Source organism: Salinisphaera sp. (genome assembly GCF_035690525.1).
GTDB lineage: Bacteria > Pseudomonadota > Gammaproteobacteria > Nevskiales > Salinisphaeraceae > Salinisphaera.
Window position 1 is genome coordinate 1 of the sequence record NZ_DASSKM010000043.1, and the last position, 19167, is coordinate 19167.

The following is a 19167-nucleotide window of genomic DNA, read 5'->3' on the forward strand; positions in this document are numbered from 1 at the left end:
CCGACGCCGATGGCCCGGGCGATCGTATTACGTCGGATGCGCTGGCCCGGCTCGGCCGGCGCCTGTGCAAGGCCGGCTCGGTGGACCGGCTTGCGCCCGACGGCGTATCGGGCGATCGTCGCGCAATCTTCGCCGGCGGTCTGGCCGTGCTCACGGGCGTATTCGAAAGCCTTGGCATCGAAGCCTTGCGGGTATCGGACAAGGCGCTGCGCGAAGGTGTGATCAGGGACCTGCTCGGGCGGCTGTCCGCGCACGATTCACGCGATGGCGGGGTGGATGATGCCGCGCACCGCTTCGCGATCGATCGCGAGCACGGCAAGCGCGTGGCCGAGACCGCGGCGCGGCTGTGGCGCTCGGGCCACGCCGGCGAGGCGGCGGATAACGATAACGGCGTAGCCGAGGCCGGGCGGGTGTTGCGTTGGGCCGCGATGCTGCACGAGATCGGCCTTGTGGTGGCGCATCGTGCTTATCACAAGCACGGCGAGTATCTGTTGAACAATGCCGACATCCGCGGCTTTTCGCAGGCCGATCAGCACCTGTTGGCCACCGTCGTGCGCCTGCATCGCGGCCGTTTGCGCACGGAAATGATCGACGCGTTGCCGTCGGTCTGGCAGGCGCGGACCCGGGATATCGTGCTGGCGCTGCGGATCGCGGTGATCCTGCATCGCGGGCGCGACCCCGCCAAGCGCCCACCGGTCACGCTGACCTATGGCGACAAGACGCTGCGCGTGGCGGTCGCGGCCGGTTGGTTGGCCGACCGCCCGCTTACGCATGCCGATCTGAAACACGAGGGCGAGCGCCTGGCCAAGGCCGGGCTCATCCTCGCACTGGTGGAAACGCCCGACACGTCCGCGACCAAATAGGTCGCAATGGCAATAACTTTTCTGTCGTCAGCCTCGAAAACGATCTGCGTTCATCTGCGTCTATCTGCGGTTAAGGTTTTTAGAAACATACGCCGAATTCCAAAAAAAGCGCTTTTTACGCACGCACGCCGGTATTGAACTCGCGCACGGCGGCGAAGGTGATGTCGGGCCAGCGCTCCTCGGTGAGCTGTAGCTTGACGCGCGAGGGCGCCAGATACACGAGCGCGCCGGAGTGGTCTGCGGCCACACCGGTGTCCATGCGGTCGCGAAAGCGCTCGATTTCGCGGGCGTCGCCGTAGATCCAGCGCGCGGTATGAACTTCCACGCTCTCAAAGCCGGCGTTGACGTTGTACTCGGTCTTGAGACGCTCGGCCACCACGTCGAACTGCAGCGTGCCGACCGCGCCGAGGATTACGTCGTTGTTGTGCAGCGGGCGGAACACCTGGGTCGCGCCTTCTTCGCATAGCTGATCGAGCCCCTTGTGCAGCGCCTTGGCCTTGAGCGGGTCGCGCAGCACCACCCGCTGGAACAGTTCGGGCGCGAAGTTGGGAATGCCGGTGAACGCCAGATCCTCGCCTTCGGAAAAACAATCGCCGATGGCGATCGTGCCGTGGTTGTGGATGCCGATGATGTCGCCCGGCCAAGCGGTTTCGGCCGCCTCGCGGCGATTGGCCATGAAGGTGATGGCGTCGTTCACGCGGATGTCCTTGCCGGCGCGCAGATGCCGCATTTTCATGCCTTTCTTGTAGTGGCCCGAGCAGATACGCATGAAGGCGATACGGTCGCGATGCTGTGGGTCCATGTTGGCCTGGATCTTGAACACGAAGCCCGACAACGGCTCCTCCACCGGCGTGACTTCGCGCGCGGTGGTCTCGCGCGGCCGCGGGGCCGGCGCCCATTCGACGAACGCGTCGAGCAGCGGCCGGATGCCGAAGTTGTTGACCGCCGAGCCGAAGAACACCGGCGTGATCTCGCCCGCGAGATACATGCCCAGGTCGAAGCCGTCGCCGGCCTCGCGGACCAGTTCGATTTCCTCGAGCAGTTCGTCGTAGTAGTCGCCGGCGATCTCCTGCAAACGCGGATCGGCCAGCCCGTCGATGGTGACGCTGCGGCCGCCCGCCTCGTTGTCGCTGCCCTCATAGAGATAGATTTTGTCGTCCAGCAGGTGATAGACGCCCTTGAATGCCCGGCCCATGCCGATCGGCCAGGTGATGGGCGCGCAGACGATGCCCAGCACGTCCTCGATCTCGTCGAGGACTTCCAGCGGCGGCCGGCCGTCGCGATCCATCTTGTTGATGAAGGTGAAGATCGGCGTGGTGCGCAGTCGGCACACCTCCATCAGCTTGATCGTGCGCGGCTCCACGCCGCGGGCGATGTCGATCACCATCAGCGCCGAGTCGACCGCGGTTAGCGTGCGATAGGTATCTTCCGAGAAGTCCTCGTGGCCCGGCGTGTCCAGCAGATTGACGATGCGTTCGTTATAGGGGAACTGCATCACGGATGTGGTCACCGAGATGCCGCGCGACTGCTCCATCGCCATCCAATCGGAAGTGGCGTGGCGCGAGGCCTTGCGGCCCTTGACGGTGCCGGCGAGCTGGATCGCGCCGCCGAACAGCAGCAGTTTTTCGGTGAGCGTGGTCTTGCCCGCGTCCGGATGTGAGATGATCGCAAAGGTACGTCTGAGCGCTGCCTCCTGCGCGGTCTGGCTTGTATGGGCGGTGGCGGGCTGGTTCATTTTTCGCTCCGTTCGGACGACCGAACGTTCGTATGTCGCTGAGTCGACTCGCAATAATAGTTGTATAGTACAACTCTATGCTACGGTAAAATAAATTTAATTAGCCGCGCTCTGGATACGCGACTATAGTTGTATCAACGGTAACGGCGCAACGCCGTTGCCGAGCAGAAACGGTGTTCCCCCTTCACCGACTCTGCCAGCACAGCCGCATCCTACCCGAGTCGAGCGGCTGTGTAAGACGGTGTCGCCCGCCCCCTGGCGGCACCGACAGGCTGGCCCGGACCGGATGCCCTCCCGATCCGGGCCTCTTTTTTATCCGCCATATATCCTCGCGCGGCGCGACGGCGTTCAGCGCGTGTTATACCAACCTGCAAAAATAAGAATACAAAAGGAAGACGAAAACAGTCCGCGAATGAACGCGAAAAAAACGCAAATGAAAACGAATTTTCTTTATTTTGCGTACATTGCGTTTATTTGCGGACTTGCTCTTTTTCTTATCGGCTATCGTTACATCATTATAGCGGTTGGTATTAGATCGCCGTGAACGGCGAGGGTAGGTCGGTTTCGTCCAACGGGCGTTCGGACACTTCGCTAACCCGGGCCATGCCGGGGCCGTCGTGTAGCCAGTCGCGCAGGGCATCGAGATCGGCGGGTTCGCCACGGGCGACGAGTTCGACATCGCCATCGCCGCGGTTCTTCACCCAGCCGTCGAGCGACAATTTGCGGGCGGCATCGCTGGTCGCGGCGCGAAAACCCACGCCTTGAACCCGGCCGCGGACACGGAAATAACGTGTTTCGGACATGCTGCGTCACGGGCGTATACTCGAAGGCCACGTATTGTACATGTTCGGAGACGCGTGCATGTGGCAAACCATCAAGCGCCGGGCGGCGCGGCTGGGCGCCGTCGCGGCGATCGATCGCGCCCGAGCCCGGGAAGCCAGTCTGCGCCTGACCCTGCCCAATCCGTACGGCGGCCCGGCCTGGGCGACGGCCACGGTGGCGCTGTCGAGCCGGCCGCGCGGCATGGGCGAGGCGGTACGGCTGCGCGGCCATATCGATAGCTGCTTCCGGATGCCGGCCGCGGCCGCCGATCGTGGCGCACTGTCGCGCGACGACGCGACCCGCGCCAACCCTTTGGCGCGCCACGGGCGCAAGGCCGCCGCTTCGCTGGCGCGCCGGGCCGTCGAGCGTCTGCCGCGGGCGGCGCGCGTGCGGCTCGCCGAGCAGCGCCGCCAGAGCTGGATCGATATGCAGATCAGTACCGCACCGCTGGATGCCGGCGCGGCCGCGCTGATGCCCGAGCCGTTACGCGCGGTCTACGGCGACCGGCTGCCGCAAGCCTCGCCGGGCGGCCCGCGTATCGGCGTCTGGTCCGGGCCCGCGGGCGGCGCGCGCGGCGGTATGGCGCGGCTGGCCATGGTCCAGTTCGATCAGAACGATTCGGCCGGGTCGCGCGGCGACGACGAAAACGGGCGTTTCAGTCTCAATCTGAGCATTGCCGAAGTCGTCGAGCCGGCCGCCGGCAACGGTACCGACACCACCTAAGCGGGCGGTCGTCGGCGGCGCGCAGCGGTCTCAGCCGCCGGCGTCGTGCGTGTAGCCCAGGCGCGCCAGCAGACCCTCGAATTCATCCAGGTCGTGAAAGACGATCCGTAGTTCGCCGCGGCGGCGGGCCGGGTCGTACTGAATGCGTACGGTGTTGCCGACATGTTCGGCCAGGCGCTGTTCCAGATCGGCGAGCTCGGGCGCCGGCGCGCGGTCCGCGCTCGGCCTGCGCCCGCGGGTGTTTTCGCGCACCCACTGTTCCAGTCGCCGCACGTTGACGCGCTCGGCCGCGGCGCGTCGGGCCAGGCGGATCTGGTCGCCGGCATCGAGGCCGGCCAGGATCTTACCGTGGCCGATCGACAGCCGGCCCTCGTCCAACAGCTCCTGCACCGGGGCCGCGAGTTGGCGCAGGCGCAGAAAGTTGCTCACATAGGCGCGTGACTTGCCGATGCGGGTGGCGATTGCTTCGTGAGTCAGCCCGTGCCCGTCGCCCAGTCGGGCCAGGCCGTGGGCGGTGTCCATCACGCCGAGCGATTCGCGCTGCAGGTTCTCGATCAGGCCCAGTACCCGTGCCTGCTCGGGGTCCAGATCGTTGCGTACGATCGCCGGCAGTTCGGTCAGCCCGGCGCGCTGGGCGGCGCGCCAGCGGCGCTCGCCGGCCAGCAGGCGGTAGCCCGTTTTGGCGTCGCCGGCCACCACGACCGGCTGGATCACGCCGGATTCCCGAATAGAATCCGCCAGTTCGGCCAGCCCGGCCGGGTCGAAGCGCGTGCGCGCCTGATGCGGATCGCGGTTGATCGATTCGATCGGAAGTTGCGCCACGCGCGCTTCGGCGCGGCGAGAGAAATTATCGGTATCGGTGCTCAAGGCCGGTGCGATCCGCGTGCTAAGCTCGATGAACAGGGCCATTGTAAACCCGTCAGACCTGCGAGCCGCGGGCGAGGAGTGGTATGCGGATCCGGCAGTTTCTCAAGCCGCGCACCGTATCGCGCGAGGTCGAGTCGATCGTGGACCGGCTGCCGATGGGCAATATCGGTTCGCTTGGCTACGACCCGTGGGGGCTGAATCCCGATACCGCCAAGATCACTTTCATGGCGGTGCGCTGGCTGTACGAGAACTATTTCCGCGTGGTCGCGCACGGGCTGGACAACATCGCCGCCGGCGGCCGCCTGCTGATCGTGGGCAATCACAGCGGGCAGCTGCCGATGGACGGGGTGCTGGTCTCGTTCGCCGTGGCCAACAAGGGCGAGGGCGCGCGCCTGCCGCGTTCGATGATCGAGCGCTGGTTTCCCTCGATACCGTTTCTCGGTAACTGGATGAGCTCGGTCGGCGGGGTGATCGGCGACCCCAAGAACTGCGCCAAGATGCTGGATCGGGAAGAGGCGATCGTGGTCTTCCCCGAGGGCGTGCGCGGTTCGGGCAAGCCGTACCGGCTGCGTTATCAGTTGCAGCGTTTCGGCCACGGTTTCATGCATCTGGCGATGGAGCACAATACGCCGATCGTGCCGCTGGGCGTGGTCGGCTGTGAAGAGACCATGCCCTCGCTGGCCAATATCCGGCCGCTGGCCCGTATGCTCGGCATGCCGTATTTTCCGGTTTCGCCGCTGGTGCCGCTGCCGGCCCGGGTGGTCCTGAATTTCGGCCGGCCGATGCTTTTTCCCAACGACTTGGCGAACGAGCGCGACGTGAAATGGCGCGTGGAGGAGGTCAAGGATGCCATCCGTGATTTGATTGATATCGGCATCGCCCAGCGCAAGAGTGTCTTCTAGACCATGGCCAAGCGTGACGATAACCCCCGGAAACCCACGGGCCGGCCCGCCGGCGTCGGTTCGCGCAAGACGCCAACGCGGCGCGGCCCGGTGGGCGCGCCCAGGGCCCATGCGTCCAGGCTCGGCATGGGGCACGGCCGCCGCGGCAAGATCATGATCACCGGAGCGGCGGGCGCGCTGGCCCAGCATGTAATCGCCGATCTGACCGAGCGCGACTTCGAAGTGGTCGGGGTCGAGTTCCGGGGTGTGCAGGACGAGTATCCCGATACGGTCGACTATGTGGTCGATTTCAATCAGCGCCCGTTCGAGGATGTATTTCGCGAGCACGATTTCGTCGGCATTGCCCATCTCGGACGCGTTCGCTTCACGCAGTCGACCCGCGGGCGGCGCTATTCGGCCAACGTGGTCGGCACGTCGCGTCTGCTGCGGCTGGCACGCAAGTACGGCGTCGAGAAGGTGCTGGCGCTGTCGACCTTTCACGTCTACGGCGCCGATGCGCGTAATCCGAGTCTGATCGACGAGGAATATCCGATGCGGGCGGCCAATCTCATGCCCGAGATCGTAGATGCGGTCGAACTGGAGAACCTGTTCAACATCCACCTGTACAAGCACCCCGAGCTCAATATCGTGGTGCTGCGGCCGTGCAATATCGCCGGGCCGGGCATCAAGAACGAGATCAGCCGTATGCTGGCCCAGCCGGTGGCCCCTTGCCTGTTCGGGTTCTCGCCGTTGATGCAGTTCATCGACGTCGCCGATATGTCGGCCGCGGTGGTCGCGGCATTCGAGCAGAACCACCCCGGCGTATATAATGTTGCTCCTGACGATTACGTGACCTATCAGGATGCGCTGCAGTTGGCGGGATGCCGCCGTCTTTTTCTGCCTTCGGTGCCCCCGGTGCTCGCGCGACGCGCAGTGCGCGCGCTGGGACGCTGGGCACCGCCCGAGTATCTGATCGATTTTTTCAAGTATTCGGTCATCATCGATGGCAGCCTGTTCTCGCGTACTTACAATTTCACGCCGCAGTATTCGCTATCGGAGTTGTTCGCCCACTACCGCGCCTTGAAGTAGCGCCGGGCCGCCCCGTTCCGAGGTTGAGTTTTCATGCTTACGATGTCGCGCTTTCATTTCGCTCTGGCCAGTTTGTTGGCCGTGTCGGTTCTCGCTGGTTGTGCGCATAGCCCGCCCTCGAATCCGTGGGATCCGCTGGAGCCGGTCAACCGCTTCAACTACAAGCTCAACGACAAGGCCGATCAGTACGTGGTGCGCCCGGCCGCCCAGGGCTACGACAAGGTCGTACCCGACCGGGTCCAGGCCAGCATAAGCAATTTCTTCGACAATGCCGGCCAACCGGTGACGATGCTCAACAGCCTGCTGCAGCTGAAATGGGGCAAGTTCAACCAGTCGCTCGGCCGCTTCATAATCAACACTTCGTTCGGTATCGGTGGCCTGTTCGATATCGCCAGCAAACTCAACGTGCCGAATCCCGACGAGGATTTCGGCCAGACCCTGGGTTACTGGGGCATCGGCCCGGGTGTGTATATCTATTTGCCGCTGCTCGGGCCGTCCGACGGGCGTGACCTGATCGGCAGCGTTGGCGACCAGTTCGTCAATCCGATCAACTACGTCGATGAATTCGACGCGGTCAATGAAGATTATCCCTGGGTGCCCTATGCGCTGCGCGGGGTCGAGGGGCTGAATCTGCGGGCGAGCCTGCTGGGCTTCGATTCGACGCTCAAGCAGCAGTTCGACCCGTATGCTTTCGTGCGCAGCTATTATTTAGAGAGTCGCCAGAAGTCGGTGTATGACGGCGACGTACCGGCTCGGTTGAAGCGCACGCCGGGTCTGAACGATTTTCCGGTTCCCGCGACCGACTCGGACGACGGCGACTAGCCGGACCCATGTCCGAAAATACGGACATGAACGCGCTCATGCGGATGCGGCGCGACGAATTGCACGCGTGCGCGACGCACTACTACAAGACCGGCGGCGCGACCGAGCCGGATGTGGCCCTCGTCGAGCACGGCAGCGTGCGCGCGGTGCTCAAGGATTACGGCCGGATCACGGGCTGGTTCAACCGCCTGATCGCGCCGGTGCTGCTCCGGCGCGAAGCCAGCGCGCTCACCGCGCTGGCCGGTCTGGCCGGGGTGCCACGGCTATATCGGCGCGTCGACGCCCGGGGGTTGCTCATCGAGCATTGCCCGGCCACGCCCTGGTCCCAGGCTACGCCGCGCGATATCGCCTATGAACGGCTCGAAGCCTTGATCACGGCCATGCACGAGCGCGGCGTGGCGCACGCCGATCTGCGCGGCGGCGGCAATATTCTGGTGGACGATCAGGATCGGCCCTATCTGGTGGATTTCGTCGCCCGCGTACGCCGCGGCCGAGCCTGGAATCTGCCCTGGAACTGGATCTTCGATCAATTCGCGGCGGCCGATCGCAGCGCGTTGGCGAAACTGCGCGTACGCCATGCCCGTCACTTGGCCAGCCCGGCCGACTATGCACGGCGCGATCCCGACACCGGGTTCGCTCGAGCCGCCCGCGGCCTCGGCGCGCGTATCCGGGCCGCCGTGCGCTATTTCGTCGCACGCGGTTGATCATGCGCCGCTTCATGCCACGCATTCTGCTGATATTCCTGTCGCTCGTACGCTGGCCGTTGCGCGCCTGGGTCCGCAGCCACGTTTCGCCGTCGGATATCGAAGAGCTTGCGCTCGATTTCGGCAAGCCGGTCTGTTACGTGCTGCCGGCGGCCAGCCTGCTCGACTGGCTCGCGCTGGAAGTAATCTGCGACGCCCGCGGCCTGCCGCGGCCGTATCCGGTCGGCAACCGGCCGCCGACGGTAAAGCGGGCCGGGGTGCTGGCGGTGCCGGTCGGGCGCTCGCGCCAGCGCTCCGAGTTGCAGCGCATTGTCGCCCGCAGCCTGCATGATCATTCGTTCGATGTGCAGCTGGTGCCGGTATCGGTGTTCTGGGGCCGTAATCCAGTTCAGGAAACCTCGATTTTCCGGATTCTATTCGCCGACTCGGAGCGTTCCAGCCGGTTGCGCAAGTTGCTGATCGTGGCGGCCAACGGGCGTAACACGCTGGTCCATTTCGGCCGGCCTATCGATTATCGCGACATGATCGACGAGTCGGCCACGCCCGGCGTGCTGGTGCGCAAGCTGGTGCGGGTGCTGCGCGTGCATTTCCGGCGCCAGCGCGCGGCCACGCTGGGGCCGGGCGTGTCGCGCCGGGCCCAACTCATCGATGCGCTGATGGCCGATTCCGGGGTCGTCGCCGAAGTCACCGAGACCGCGCGCCGCGAACGGCGAAACGTGGCCGCGATCCGGGTGCGGGCGCGCGACTACGCCGACGAGATCGCGGCCGATTATTCGAATATCGCCATCGGTTTCATGCTGCGTGTGCTGACCTGGCTGTGGCACCGCATCTACGACGGTATCGATGTCAAACACCTGCCGCGCCTGCGCGAAGCCGCCCACGACAACCGCGAGGTGATCTATTTGCCGAGCCATCGCTCGCATATGGATTACCTGCTGCTGTCCTACATCCTCTACCAGGAAGGGCTGGCGCTGCCGCAGATCGCGGCCGGCGTGAATCTGAATTTCTGGCCTGTCGGCGGCCTGCTGCGCCGTTGCGGCGCTTTTTATCTGCGGCGCAGTTTCAAGGGCGATCGCCTTTACGCCGCGGTCTTTCGGGCTTATGTCGAATCCCTGTTGGCGCACGGCCGGCCCATGAAGTTCTACCCGGAAGGCGGGCGCAGCCGCACCGGGCGGCTGCTGGCGCCCAAAACCGGCATGCTGCAGATGACCGTCGCCAGCGCGCTCGCCTCGAGCGGTAATGCGCCGGTCGCGGTGGTTCCGGTCTATATCGGCTATGACCGGGTGATGGAGGTCAAGGGCTACTTCGACGAGTTGCGCGGCGCCCGGGTGAAGAAGGGCGAGACCATGGGCGATCTCGTGCGCGGCTCGACCCGGGCCCTGAAGCGCAAATACGGCCGGGTATTCGTTTCCTTCGGCGAGCCGATCGGACTGCAGAACTTCGCCGATACGCATCTGCCCGGCTGGCGCACGCGAGTCGCCGAACTGGCGGTCGATTCGCGGCCGAAATGGTTGCAGGAGTTCACCGCGACGCTCGCCGACGCAGTCATGCGCGGCATCAATGCCACGGCCACGCTCAACGCCACCGGTCTGGCCTGCCTGATCCTGCTCGGCTCGCCGCAGAAATCGGTGGCCGAGGACGAGATGGTGCACAGCCTGGCGCTGTTGGCGAAACTCGCGCGCGCCTGTCCGTATTCCCGGGATGCCAGCGCGCCCGAGCCCGACGGCGAGGCCCTGCTGGCCGAGGCCGAGCCGCTGATGCGGTTGATCCGCGCGCCCCACGCCTGGGGCGACATCCTGACCGTGGATTCGCGCCAGGCCGTGCTTTTGACCTACACGCGCAACAACGTCATGCACTTGTTCGCGCTGCCATCGCTGATCGCGAACTTCTTCGCTCATTTCGAGCAGCGCAACGAAAAGGCGCTGCTCGACGACGCCGCCCAGCTCTATCCGCTGCTGGCCTCGGAGCTGTTTCTGCGCTGGCCGGCAAAGGAGTGCCGCGACGCGCTCGTCGATGCCGTGCAAGGCATGATCGAATGCGGCCTGTTGTCGCGCACCGAAAAAGGCGCGCTGCGCCGCCCGGTGGCGGGCAGCCGGGCCTTCGCCGCGCTCATGAGCTTGGCGCGCATTATGCGCGAATCGCTGGAGCGCTACGCCATGACGGCCACGCTGCTCAGCCACAATCTGGAGGCGGGCGTGGTCGAGCGCGGCCGGTTCGAGCGTCAGTGCCAGCTCATGGCCGAGCGCATGGCGTTGCTGACCGGCCGCAACAGCCCCGAATTTTTCGATGCGCGGCTGTTTCGCAACCACCTGCAGACGCTGGTCAAGGCCGGCTTGCTGCGCCAGGAAGGCAGCCGGTTGCATATCGACGAGTCATTGCGGCATTTGGCCGAGCACGCGCTGCGCCTGCTGGGCCCGGATATCCGCCAGAGCATCGCCCATCTGACCTCGATGCCGCGGCTCGAGGACGCCGCGCCGGGCCGGACACTGGGTTGATGCGGCGGCCAGTCGAAGTCGCGCGGCCATCAATGGGACTCGCCGCGCCAGGCTTCGATCGCGGCGATGATGTGTTCGCTGGCCTGAATCAGGCAGTGGCGCGCATCCTCGCGTTCCTGGTCGTCCAGGTGGGACCCGGCCATGGCGATATAGCGTCTACCCGGCTCGATCACCGATTGCGCCTGAATCTGCTCGTAGGCGGTCTCCAGTGCGGCCAGGCACTGGCCGATCGCCTCGGGCGGCAGTTCGGCTTCCTGAAACACCATCACACAGGCGGCGGTGGCGGCGTTGTCGATCAGCGTGGCCTTTTCCGCGGCGGCTTGCGGATCGTGCGCGCGATACAGATCGGCCAAGCGCGTGACCATCTCGACCAGCGCCAGCATCGCCGCCATATCGTCGAACAAATGCTTGTGGCCACGCTTGGCGGCGGTTTCGGCGGCCGCCTGTAGCGCCGGGCCGACCACGCGGTTGTACGTAGCGCGGTCCAGTGATTCCGGATCGATCGCTTCGGGATCCAAAGGCGTGTTTTTGTCGCTACTCATGAATATCGTTCTCGATGCCGTTACGCTTGAATGGATCGGCGGTCGCGCATCAGCTTTCCGTAATCCGCACCCGTACGCGGCCGCCGCCCATGTCGCTTGTCGTGAGTTCGATCTTGCCGTTGTAGGCGTGCACGATCTCGGCTGCAACCGCCAGCCCCAGGCCCTGGCCTTCACGCGTGCTGTCGGCCCGCACCCCGCGCTCGAGCAGGCGTTGGGGCTCGGCGTCGCAAAAGCCGGGGCCGTTGTCGTCGATCCATAGCGACAGCACGCCCTGGTCGCTGCGGGTGGCGTCCACGACCACCCGATCCTTGCCGTACTTGGCCGCGTTGTCCATGAGGGTGCCCAACAGTTCGGTGATATCGCCCTCGTCGACCGGCACGCGCAGCGTCTTGGCGATCCGGATATCGAAGCGCGTGCCATGTTCGGCATAGACCTTGGTCAGCGCCCGGCCCAGGCGCTCGGCGATCGGCGCCAGGGCGAGGCGCCGCGTGAGGCTGCGCTTGCCGGCGGCGGCGGCTTTTTGTAGCTGATAGTCGAGAATATCGTTCATGCGCGCGAGCTGAGAGCGTAGCGCGTTGCGTTGATCGTCCGCCAAATGCTTGTCCTCGGCGATACCGCGCAGGATGGCCATCGGCGTCTTCAGGCTGTGGGCGAGATCGCCCAGCGCGTTGCGATAGCGCCTGAGCCGGGCCTGGTCGTTGGCCAGCATGGTGTTGAGGTTCGAGACCAGCGGCTGAATCTCGTCGGGATAGCGGCCTTCCAGGCGCCGTTCGTCGTCGGATTCGAGATTGGCCAGATTGCGCGCCAGGCGCCGCAACGGGGCCAGCCCCCAGCGCAGGATGAGCAGCTCGACGATCAACAGCACCAGCGCGGCGGCCGACAGCAGCGTCCAGAGCACGCTCTGGAAGCGCTGCATTTGCTTTACGAAGGCGGCCGTGTTCTCGGCTACGACCAGGGTGTAGCGGTAGTCCTTGCCGTTCGCGGTGACCCAACGGAAACCGAACGACAGCGTGAGCAGCCGGTTGCCGTTGTCACGCGTGATGCGCATCTCCCGCCACTGGCCGACCGCCGGCAGATCGGGCATGTCGATGCTGCCGAGCAGCGACGGCGAGTGCCAGACCATCTGCTTTTTCTCGTCGAGCACCATCGCGTACAGCCCCGAGTCGGGCCGCGACAGATCGGATTCGGGCAGCACGCGCGATGCCAGATTGAACTGGCCGCCGTCGGTGATCTCCGCGCTCCCCAGCAAGGCATAGGATAGGCCCTGCAGACGGTCGTGCTCGGCCTGCTCGGCGCGTTCGCGCACGGCGGTCTGCAGAGCCACGCCGGTGAGCCCGATGAAGGCCAGCAGCAGCACCGCGGTGGCGGCCAAAAGCCGCGCCCGCAGCGAATTGATCACGGCGCGGCGTTGCCGTCGTTGTTGTTGTTGGCGCGTGGGCGGTCGTCGCGCGCCAAGCGGTAGCCGCGCCCGCGCAGGGTCTCGATCGGCTTGCGGGTGCCGTCCGGATCGAGCTTGGCGCGCAGACGCCGCACGAACACCTCGATCACGTTGGAGTCGCGCTCGGCGTTCTCTTCGTAGATGTGTTCGGTGAGCGCGGTCTTGGAGATCACCTCACCGGCGTGCAGCATCAGGTATTCCAACACTCGGTATTCGTAGGCGGTCAAATCGATCGATTGTTCGCCGACGAAGACTTCCTGGCGCGACGTGTCGAGCACGATATCGCCGGACTCGAGCCGCGGCTGGGCCCAGCCGCGCGAGCGCCGGACCAAGGCCTGGATACGCGCCGACAGCTCTTCCGGCTGGAACGGCTTGACCACGTAGTCGTCGGCGCCGGCCTCGAGGCCTTCCACCTTGTCTTGCCAGCGGGTGCGCGCGGTGAGGATCAGAATCGGGTAATCCAGCCCCGCTTCGCGCACCTCGGCAATGATGTCCAGCCCGGTCGGGCCGGGCAGGCCGAGGTCGATGATCGCGATGTCGACCGGATATTCCTTGGCGTAGAATAGCCCTTCCTCGCCTTCGCCGGTTTCGTCGACCGCGAAACCCTCCGAGCGCAGCCGCTCACAGATTTGGGCGCGCAGTTCGACATCGTCTTCGATCACCAAAGCTCGCATGGGCGTTACCTTATCGCGACCGGAATCAGCGGCGCGCGTCGATATCCACCACGCGAACCCGGCCGTTCTTCAAAAGTTTGACCCGATAATAAGGCCCGCCCGGCCCGTGTTCCAGTATTACGTTAAGCACGCGCCCGCCAAAGCGCGCACGGGCGCGCTGCGCGGCCTGTTCTGGTGTGGTGATCGCCGGGGGGTTCCGATCGTCGTGGCTAGGGCCGCGCTTTTGCTGCCCGGGCCGCGCGTGCCGCGGGTGGTCGCCGTGACCGGCGCCGGGACCAAGCTCACCGTGGCGCAGCCCTTCCGGCTTGAGCTGTGTCGGGTGCGGGTATCCTCTAAGCTGCGCGAGCGCGGCCGGCGAGTAGGCCATCACGAAAACCGCGCACATCAGTACGCACGCCATATCGCGTCCGACTCCCCGGCGCGGCTCCCGGAGGCGCGGGATCGGACGTCGGGTGGACAAAGCGCGCATCAGTACCGCGACGACTCGTGCTGCAGGCACTGGCGATAACGGTTATCGGCCATACGGCGGGCGTTCCATGCGCCGGCGGCGACGCCGGCCGCCGCGCCGGCGCCGGTCGCGACATCGCGGCCTGCGTGGCTGCCGAACTGATTGCCGATCAACCCGCCCAGCGCGCCCCCGACCACGGCCTGGCCGATCGGGCTGGTCAGGCCGCGGGCCAGCGGATTACGATCATCGCCGGCGTTGGCGCAGGCGTAGCGTCCGCCCGGCACGGCGTTGAAAATCGGGTCCAACTGCGGATCGGGGCGGCTGGCGCAGCCCGAAACGGCGAGCGTGGCGCCCGTGGCGGCGGATACGAAAAAACAGGTGGGGTTGCGCATGGTCGTGCCTCGTTACGACTGGCAACCTACCGCCCGAGCGCTGAATTTATCCTGAAGCAAGCGGTCCAAGTGCCCGCCGGCACTTGGATTCGGCGCCGCAGCCGCGCCGGCGTCGACGATACGCCCCACTGGCCGCGCAAGAAGCCGGCGCGGCGAGCCAGCGCCGGCGGTTCGCACCGGCGAACGTCAGCCGCCGTTGCCGCTGCTGTTCCCGTTATTCGCGTTCTGGTCGCCGCCGGAGTTCGACGCGTCGTTGTTGCCGTTGGTGACCTGAAGCTGGTTGTTCACGCTGGCCACGCCGGCGCTATTGCGCACGACTTGTGCGGCCTGTTTACGTGTCTGCTGGTCGGGTACGGTGCCGGTGAGCGTGACCACACGATGATTCACGCCGACCGAAATCGCCGATTCGGAAAATTTGTCGCTGTTCAACAGCTTCTTCTGCAACGTGCGGAACAACACCTCGTCGTTGACCGTCTTGTTAACGGCCTGCATCGCCGAGTTCACTTCCTGTTGCGCCTGTTGCAGCTGCTCCTGCGCCTGGTTGAGCTTCTTCTGCGCGTCCTGAACCTGCTCGCGCGCGTCCGCCACTTTCTCCTTCGCCTGCTGGCGCTCGTTCTTGGCGTCGTGAAGATTGCTGATGGCGTCGTTGTATTTTTCCTGTGGCGATTCGGAGCAGCCCGCGACGGCCAGGGTAGCGAGCAGGAGACAAACGACGGTGATGAAACGCGATTGGCTTAAAGTCATGATCGGAGTGCGGCTCGAAGGTTATCGTCAAACATAACAGCTTGCGGATGAACGATGACCGGCCGCGGTGAAAATCGTCGCCGCCAGCGGTTAAGACGTTAGACTGCGCGCCATGCAGATCGCCGACTATCGTTTTGCCAATGCGCTCGCGCTGGCGCCCATGGCCGGCGTGACCGACCGCGTGTTCCGGCGCCTATGCCGCGGGTTCGGGGCCTCGGTGACGGTCGGGGAGATGGTGACGGCCCGCCCGGAGCTTCGGGGTACGCGCAAGTCGCGGTTACGGCTGGATTTTTCCGGCGAGCCGGCGCCGAGGATCATCCAGATCGCCGGCGGTGACGCGGCCGACTTGGCGGAGGCCGCACGCATCAACGCCGACCACGGCGCCGATATTATCGACATCAACATGGGTTGTCCGGCGAAAAAAGTCTGGCGCAAGGCCGCCGGATCGGCGTTGATGGCCGATATCGACAACGTCGGACGGATTCTGGAGACGGTGGTCGCGGCCGCGCCGGTTCCGGTCACGCTCAAGATGCGTACCGGCGTCTCGGCCGACCGGATCAACGCGGTGGCGATCGCGCGGCGGGCCGAGGCAGCCGGGATCGCGGCGCTTGCGGTACACGGGCGTACCCGTGACCAGCATTATCGAGGTGTGGCCGAATACGACACCATCGCGGCGGTGGTCGACGCGGTTTCGATTCCGGTCTGGGCCAACGGCGACGTGGATACGCCGGACAAGGCGCGCGCAGTGCTCGCGACGACCGGCGCGGCGGGCCTGATGATCGGGCGCGCCGCCTGCCGACGGCCGTGGTTGTTTCGTGAGCTTTCGGCCGCGGCCGCCGGGCACGGCGTCATCGACGAGCCGTCATTGGCCGACGAGGCCGAGATCGTGCTCGGTCTGGTCGAACAGGTGCATGATTTTTACGGCGAGGACCAGGGCGTGCGGGTGGCGCGCAAGCATATCGGCTGGCTGTGCGAGCGGCGTGCGCCGCACACCGCGCTTTATATGGATCTGATGACCGCGGATACCGCCGCGCGTCAGCTTCGTCTGCTCGATTGCTATTTCGACGCGGCGGCGTGACGATCTGCCTTAAGATTTGAGCCGGCCGGCTTCGCCGGCCGCCCAGCGCTATTCTGGCGTTAGGCCCGGTGCTTGAGCTGGGCTGTGTCCGAATCAGCAGGGAGCACCCGCCATGAACTACAAGAGCCTGATCGTCGCGATAACCGAAGTTTCGCTCGACCGCGCCGCGATAGACCGCGCGGCCGCGTTGGCCGCGCGTTTCGATGCCCATCTGACCGGGCTGTTCATCTATGAGCCCCCGTACTATCACTATCCGCTGGCCTATCCGAATATCGCCGACCTCGACCCCGAGGCGGCCGGCGGGACGGACGCGGCCACGCAGGCCGCCCGCGCGGCGTTCGAGTCGGCATGCCGAGCCCACGGCGTGGAAACCCACGAATGGCGTTTCGTACGCGGCGAAACGCTGCACACGCTGGCGCTGCACGCGCGCTACGCCGATGCCATGCTCATGAGCGGCGGCCATTTGGCCGCGCGACTGGCGATCGTGTCCTCGCGCCCGGTAATCACCGTGCCCGAAGCCGATCGCGACCGGCCGCTCGGCCGGCGCATCGTGCTGGCCTGGAACGCGAGCCGTGAGGCCACCCGGGCGGCCACCTCCGCGCTGCCGTTGATGGTGGGCGCCGAACGGCTGTGCGTGCTCGTCATCGATTCGAACGGCGCGTCGCAGCGCCAGTTGGGCGCCAACCCCGGGGCCGATATCGCGCTTTATCTCGCCCGCCACGGCGTGGAAGCGCAAGTGCGCCATGCCGACAAAAATACCCGTGGAATCGCCGATACGCTGCTAACCGAGGCGCTCGAGATGGACGCCGATTTGATTTGCATGGGTGCCTACGGTCATTCGCGGCTGCGCGAACTGGTGCTGGGCGGGGTGACGCGCGATGTGATCGATGCGCCGCCGCCGGTGCCGCTGCTACTGGCGCATTGAGCCGGATTAGCCTGTAAACGTCGCCGGGTGAGATGCTTAGCGCTCGTCCGGCGCCTCGTGCGCGGACAGCCGGCCGCGCAACTGGCGGATTTCGTCCATCAATTCTAAAGCCAGGGCGATGCCCGAGGCGTTCAGGTCCAGATCCTGGGCCAGCCGGCGCGCGATATGCACGCGCGGCAGATGCGCGACCGCAAAACGCCACTGGCGTTCGCGCGGCGCGACCGGTTCGAGCGCGCCGTGTTCGACCAGCAGCGTGACCCACTCGACGTGTACGCCGGCGGAACGGCAGAGCTGGGCCAGGGTGATCGTCTCGCCGTGCTCGACGAGCTCGCAGGTCAGGGTGTAACGCGTGTCTTGCATATCAGGCCCCAATCAGACTCCGAGTCGCGCGCGGGGATTGAAATCGGCGTGGCGGGCGAGTTTTTCGTAGAGTGCGCGTGCCTCGTCGTCGACCTTTTCGGGCAGCACGATTCTCAGGATAGCGATCAAATCGCCCGACGTCTTGCCGGGCATGCCGCGCCCCTTGAGCCGCAGCCGCCGGCCCGAGTTCGATCCGGCGGGGATCTTCAGATCCACCGGCCCGGCCGGCGTCGGCGTCTTGACGGTGGCGCCGAGCGCGGCCTCCCACGGCGCCACCGGCAACTCCAGGATCAGGTTCTTGTCGTCGAGGCGATACAGCGGATGCGTTTTGAACGCGATCTCGAGATACAAATCGCCGGCTTCGCCGCCGGCCATGCCCGGCATGCCCTGGCCGGCCAGACGCAGTTGCTGACCGGCGCGCACGCCCTTGGGAATGTTCACCCGCACCGTGCGCTCGCGATTGACCACGCGTCCGGAATCGTCGACCTCGGGCATACGCAGCGACAGCGTCTTTTGGCCGCCGGCGAACGCATCCTCCAGGTCCAGCGCGATATACGCGGTCTGGTCCTGCCCACGCATGGCGCCGCCCGCCGGCGCGCCCGGCCCGCGCGCGCCGGCGCCGCGAAAGCCGCCGCGGCCGAACAGCGATTCGAAGAAATCGCTGAAATCGCCGGCATCGGCGCCGGTATAGCCACCGCCGTGGAATTCGAAATTTGAATTCCAGTCGGGCGGCGGTTCGAAGCCGCCGCCGGCCCGGGTATGGCCACCCTGGCCGCTACCTTGGCCGAGCCGGTCGTAGGCGGCGCGTTTTTCCGGGTCCTTCAAGACCTCGTAGGCTTCGTTGGCCTCGCGGAACTTGTCGGCGGCATCGGTTTCGCTGCTGACGTCGGGATGATATTTGCGGGCCAGCTTGCGATAGGCGCGCTTGATATCATCTTCGGCCGCGTCGCGTTCGACGCCGAGGATGTCGTAGTAGTCCTTATATTCCATGAGCGCTCGGCGCGATCAAACCGCGCCGGCACCGCCGGCGGGCGGGCCGCCCATGCCGTAGACCGCCGCGCCGCCGATCAGCCAGGCGATCAGCAGTTGGATGATCCAGCCGATCACGACCACGCCGATGGCCCGCCAAGTGCTGTCGTAATCCAGTGCTTGGCGTACCGCCACGATCATGGTCACCAGCATCCAGATCGACACGATCAGCGCGACCAGGCCGCCCAGCACCGGGATGATCTCGAACACGCGTAGCAGGCCGGGCGAGGCGGCGAAGCCCATGGTGCGCAGCAGTTGCCCGATATTGGCCTCGGTCTGGGCCTGCGGCAGCATCTTGGTGCCGATGAACCAGACGATGACCGCCCAGATCACCCAGCCCAGCAGGGCGCCGATCAGCGCCAGGATCAGGCCGGCGAAGCCGGCTGCGCCGAGCGCGCCGATACCGGCGGCGATCGAAGCCAGAAGGACGACGCCCGCGGCCTGTCCGGTGGCCGCGCTGTCGTGTTCGACTTCTTCGTAGATAGGCACCTCGAGCTTGGCGGCGCCAACCATGCGTTCAATGAATCCGCTCATGC

General features: G+C 65.7%; 20 protein-coding genes and 1 pseudogene. 9 read left to right on the top strand and 12 right to left on the bottom strand.

The features are described from left to right. Window positions 1–863, top strand: a pseudogene (locus VFJ08_RS03120) (exopolyphosphatase); the annotation flags it as partial. A 115-nt stretch (window positions 864–978) separates the two neighbouring features. Here VFJ08_RS03120 and VFJ08_RS03125 read toward each other — a convergent pair. After that, window positions 979–2598, bottom strand: coding sequence for a peptide chain release factor 3 (locus VFJ08_RS03125; protein ID WP_324995069.1), 1620 nt, complete (start codon window positions 2596–2598; stop codon window positions 979–981). A gap of 530 nt (window positions 2599–3128) precedes the next feature. Then, a complete protein-coding gene (locus tag VFJ08_RS03130) occupies window positions 3129–3401 on the bottom strand; it encodes an acylphosphatase (protein ID WP_324995071.1) in 273 nt (90 codons plus the stop codon). Between the two features lie 58 nt (window positions 3402–3459). Between VFJ08_RS03130 and VFJ08_RS03135 the strand changes: the two genes are divergently transcribed. Then, window positions 3460–4143 carry a hypothetical protein gene (locus VFJ08_RS03135; protein WP_324995072.1) on the top strand — a complete coding sequence of 228 codons (684 nt, stop codon included), beginning with the start codon at window positions 3460–3462 and terminating at the stop codon, window positions 4141–4143. Window positions 4144–4173: 30 nt separating this feature from the next. Here VFJ08_RS03135 and VFJ08_RS03140 read toward each other — a convergent pair whose 3' ends face one another. Beyond that, on the bottom strand, window positions 4174–5052 hold the full coding sequence (locus VFJ08_RS03140) for a ParB/RepB/Spo0J family partition protein (RefSeq protein WP_324995074.1): 879 nt from the start codon (window positions 5050–5052) through the stop codon (window positions 4174–4176). Window positions 5053–5093: 41 nt separating this feature from the next. On the opposite strand from VFJ08_RS03140, the gene VFJ08_RS03145 reads away from it, so the two are divergent. The 5 genes from VFJ08_RS03145 to plsB are packed head-to-tail and all read left to right on the top strand — an operon-like array spanning window position 5094 to window position 11001. Further along, window positions 5094–5912: a lysophospholipid acyltransferase family protein gene (locus VFJ08_RS03145; RefSeq protein WP_324995076.1), complete on the top strand. Its 819-nt coding sequence runs from the start codon at window positions 5094–5096 to the stop codon at window positions 5910–5912. 3 nt (window positions 5913–5915) lie between these two features. Continuing rightward, on the top strand, window positions 5916–6980 hold the full coding sequence (locus VFJ08_RS03150) for an NAD-dependent epimerase/dehydratase family protein (RefSeq protein ID WP_324995078.1): 1065 nt from the start codon (window positions 5916–5918) through the stop codon (window positions 6978–6980). Between the two features lie 33 nt (window positions 6981–7013). After that, window positions 7014–7802 carry a VacJ family lipoprotein gene (locus VFJ08_RS03155; RefSeq protein ID WP_324995079.1) on the top strand — a complete coding sequence of 263 codons (789 nt, stop codon included), beginning with the start codon at window positions 7014–7016 and terminating at the stop codon, window positions 7800–7802. Window positions 7803–7810: 8 nt separating this feature from the next. Further along, window positions 7811–8506, top strand: a complete 696-nt coding sequence (locus tag VFJ08_RS03160; RefSeq protein ID WP_324995081.1) for a hypothetical protein — start codon at window positions 7811–7813, stop codon at window positions 8504–8506. A gap of 2 nt (window positions 8507–8508) precedes the next feature. After that, window positions 8509–11001 carry a glycerol-3-phosphate 1-O-acyltransferase PlsB gene (gene plsB / locus VFJ08_RS03165; RefSeq protein ID WP_324995083.1) on the top strand — a complete coding sequence of 831 codons (2493 nt, stop codon included), beginning with the start codon at window positions 8509–8511 and terminating at the stop codon, window positions 10999–11001. Between the two features lie 29 nt (window positions 11002–11030). On the opposite strand, the gene VFJ08_RS03170 is transcribed toward plsB, so the two are convergent. The 6 genes from VFJ08_RS03170 to VFJ08_RS03195 form a co-directional block, all read right to left on the bottom strand. Then, complete coding sequence (locus tag VFJ08_RS03170; RefSeq protein WP_324995085.1) at window positions 11031–11543, bottom strand: hypothetical protein; 513 nt, start codon at window positions 11541–11543, stop codon at window positions 11031–11033. Between the two features lie 49 nt (window positions 11544–11592). Next, window positions 11593–12942, bottom strand: a complete 1350-nt coding sequence (locus tag VFJ08_RS03175; RefSeq protein WP_324995087.1) for an ATP-binding protein — start codon at window positions 12940–12942, stop codon at window positions 11593–11595. Next, complete coding sequence (locus VFJ08_RS03180; protein ID WP_324995089.1) at window positions 12939–13655, bottom strand: response regulator transcription factor; 717 nt, start codon at window positions 13653–13655, stop codon at window positions 12939–12941. The genes VFJ08_RS03175 and VFJ08_RS03180 overlap by 4 nt, the downstream gene beginning before the upstream one ends. A gap of 25 nt (window positions 13656–13680) precedes the next feature. After that, complete coding sequence (locus VFJ08_RS03185) at window positions 13681–14055, bottom strand: PepSY domain-containing protein (protein ID WP_324995091.1); 375 nt, start codon at window positions 14053–14055, stop codon at window positions 13681–13683. Window positions 14056–14123: 68 nt separating this feature from the next. Next, entirely contained in the window at window positions 14124–14495 is a 372-nt protein-coding gene (locus tag VFJ08_RS15840; protein WP_324995092.1) for a hypothetical protein, read from the bottom strand. A gap of 186 nt (window positions 14496–14681) precedes the next feature. Continuing rightward, complete coding sequence (locus tag VFJ08_RS03195; protein ID WP_324995094.1) at window positions 14682–15239, bottom strand: BON domain-containing protein; 558 nt, start codon at window positions 15237–15239, stop codon at window positions 14682–14684. A 112-nt stretch (window positions 15240–15351) separates the two neighbouring features. Here VFJ08_RS03195 and dusB point away from each other — a divergent pair, with 112 nt between their 5' ends. Continuing rightward, complete coding sequence (gene dusB / locus VFJ08_RS03200; protein ID WP_324995096.1) at window positions 15352–16317, top strand: tRNA dihydrouridine synthase DusB; 966 nt, start codon at window positions 15352–15354, stop codon at window positions 16315–16317. Between the two features lie 112 nt (window positions 16318–16429). Beyond that, window positions 16430–17242, top strand: a complete 813-nt coding sequence (locus tag VFJ08_RS03205; protein WP_324995098.1) for a universal stress protein — start codon at window positions 16430–16432, stop codon at window positions 17240–17242. A gap of 36 nt (window positions 17243–17278) precedes the next feature. Here VFJ08_RS03205 and VFJ08_RS03210 read toward each other — a convergent pair whose 3' ends face one another. From VFJ08_RS03210 to VFJ08_RS03220, 3 genes are read right to left on the bottom strand one after another with little or no spacing between them, the layout of a single operon-like run. After that, a complete protein-coding gene (locus VFJ08_RS03210; RefSeq protein ID WP_324995100.1) occupies window positions 17279–17602 on the bottom strand; it encodes a chaperone modulator CbpM in 324 nt (107 codons plus the stop codon). Between the two features lie 12 nt (window positions 17603–17614). Further along, window positions 17615–18592, bottom strand: a complete 978-nt coding sequence (locus tag VFJ08_RS03215) for a DnaJ C-terminal domain-containing protein (protein WP_324995102.1) — start codon at window positions 18590–18592, stop codon at window positions 17615–17617. Between the two features lie 15 nt (window positions 18593–18607). Next, window positions 18608–19165 (bottom strand): YIP1 family protein, encoded by a 558-nt coding sequence (locus VFJ08_RS03220; RefSeq protein ID WP_324995104.1) that lies wholly within the window; start codon window positions 19163–19165, stop codon window positions 18608–18610. Between the last annotated feature and the right edge of the window lie 2 nt (window positions 19166–19167).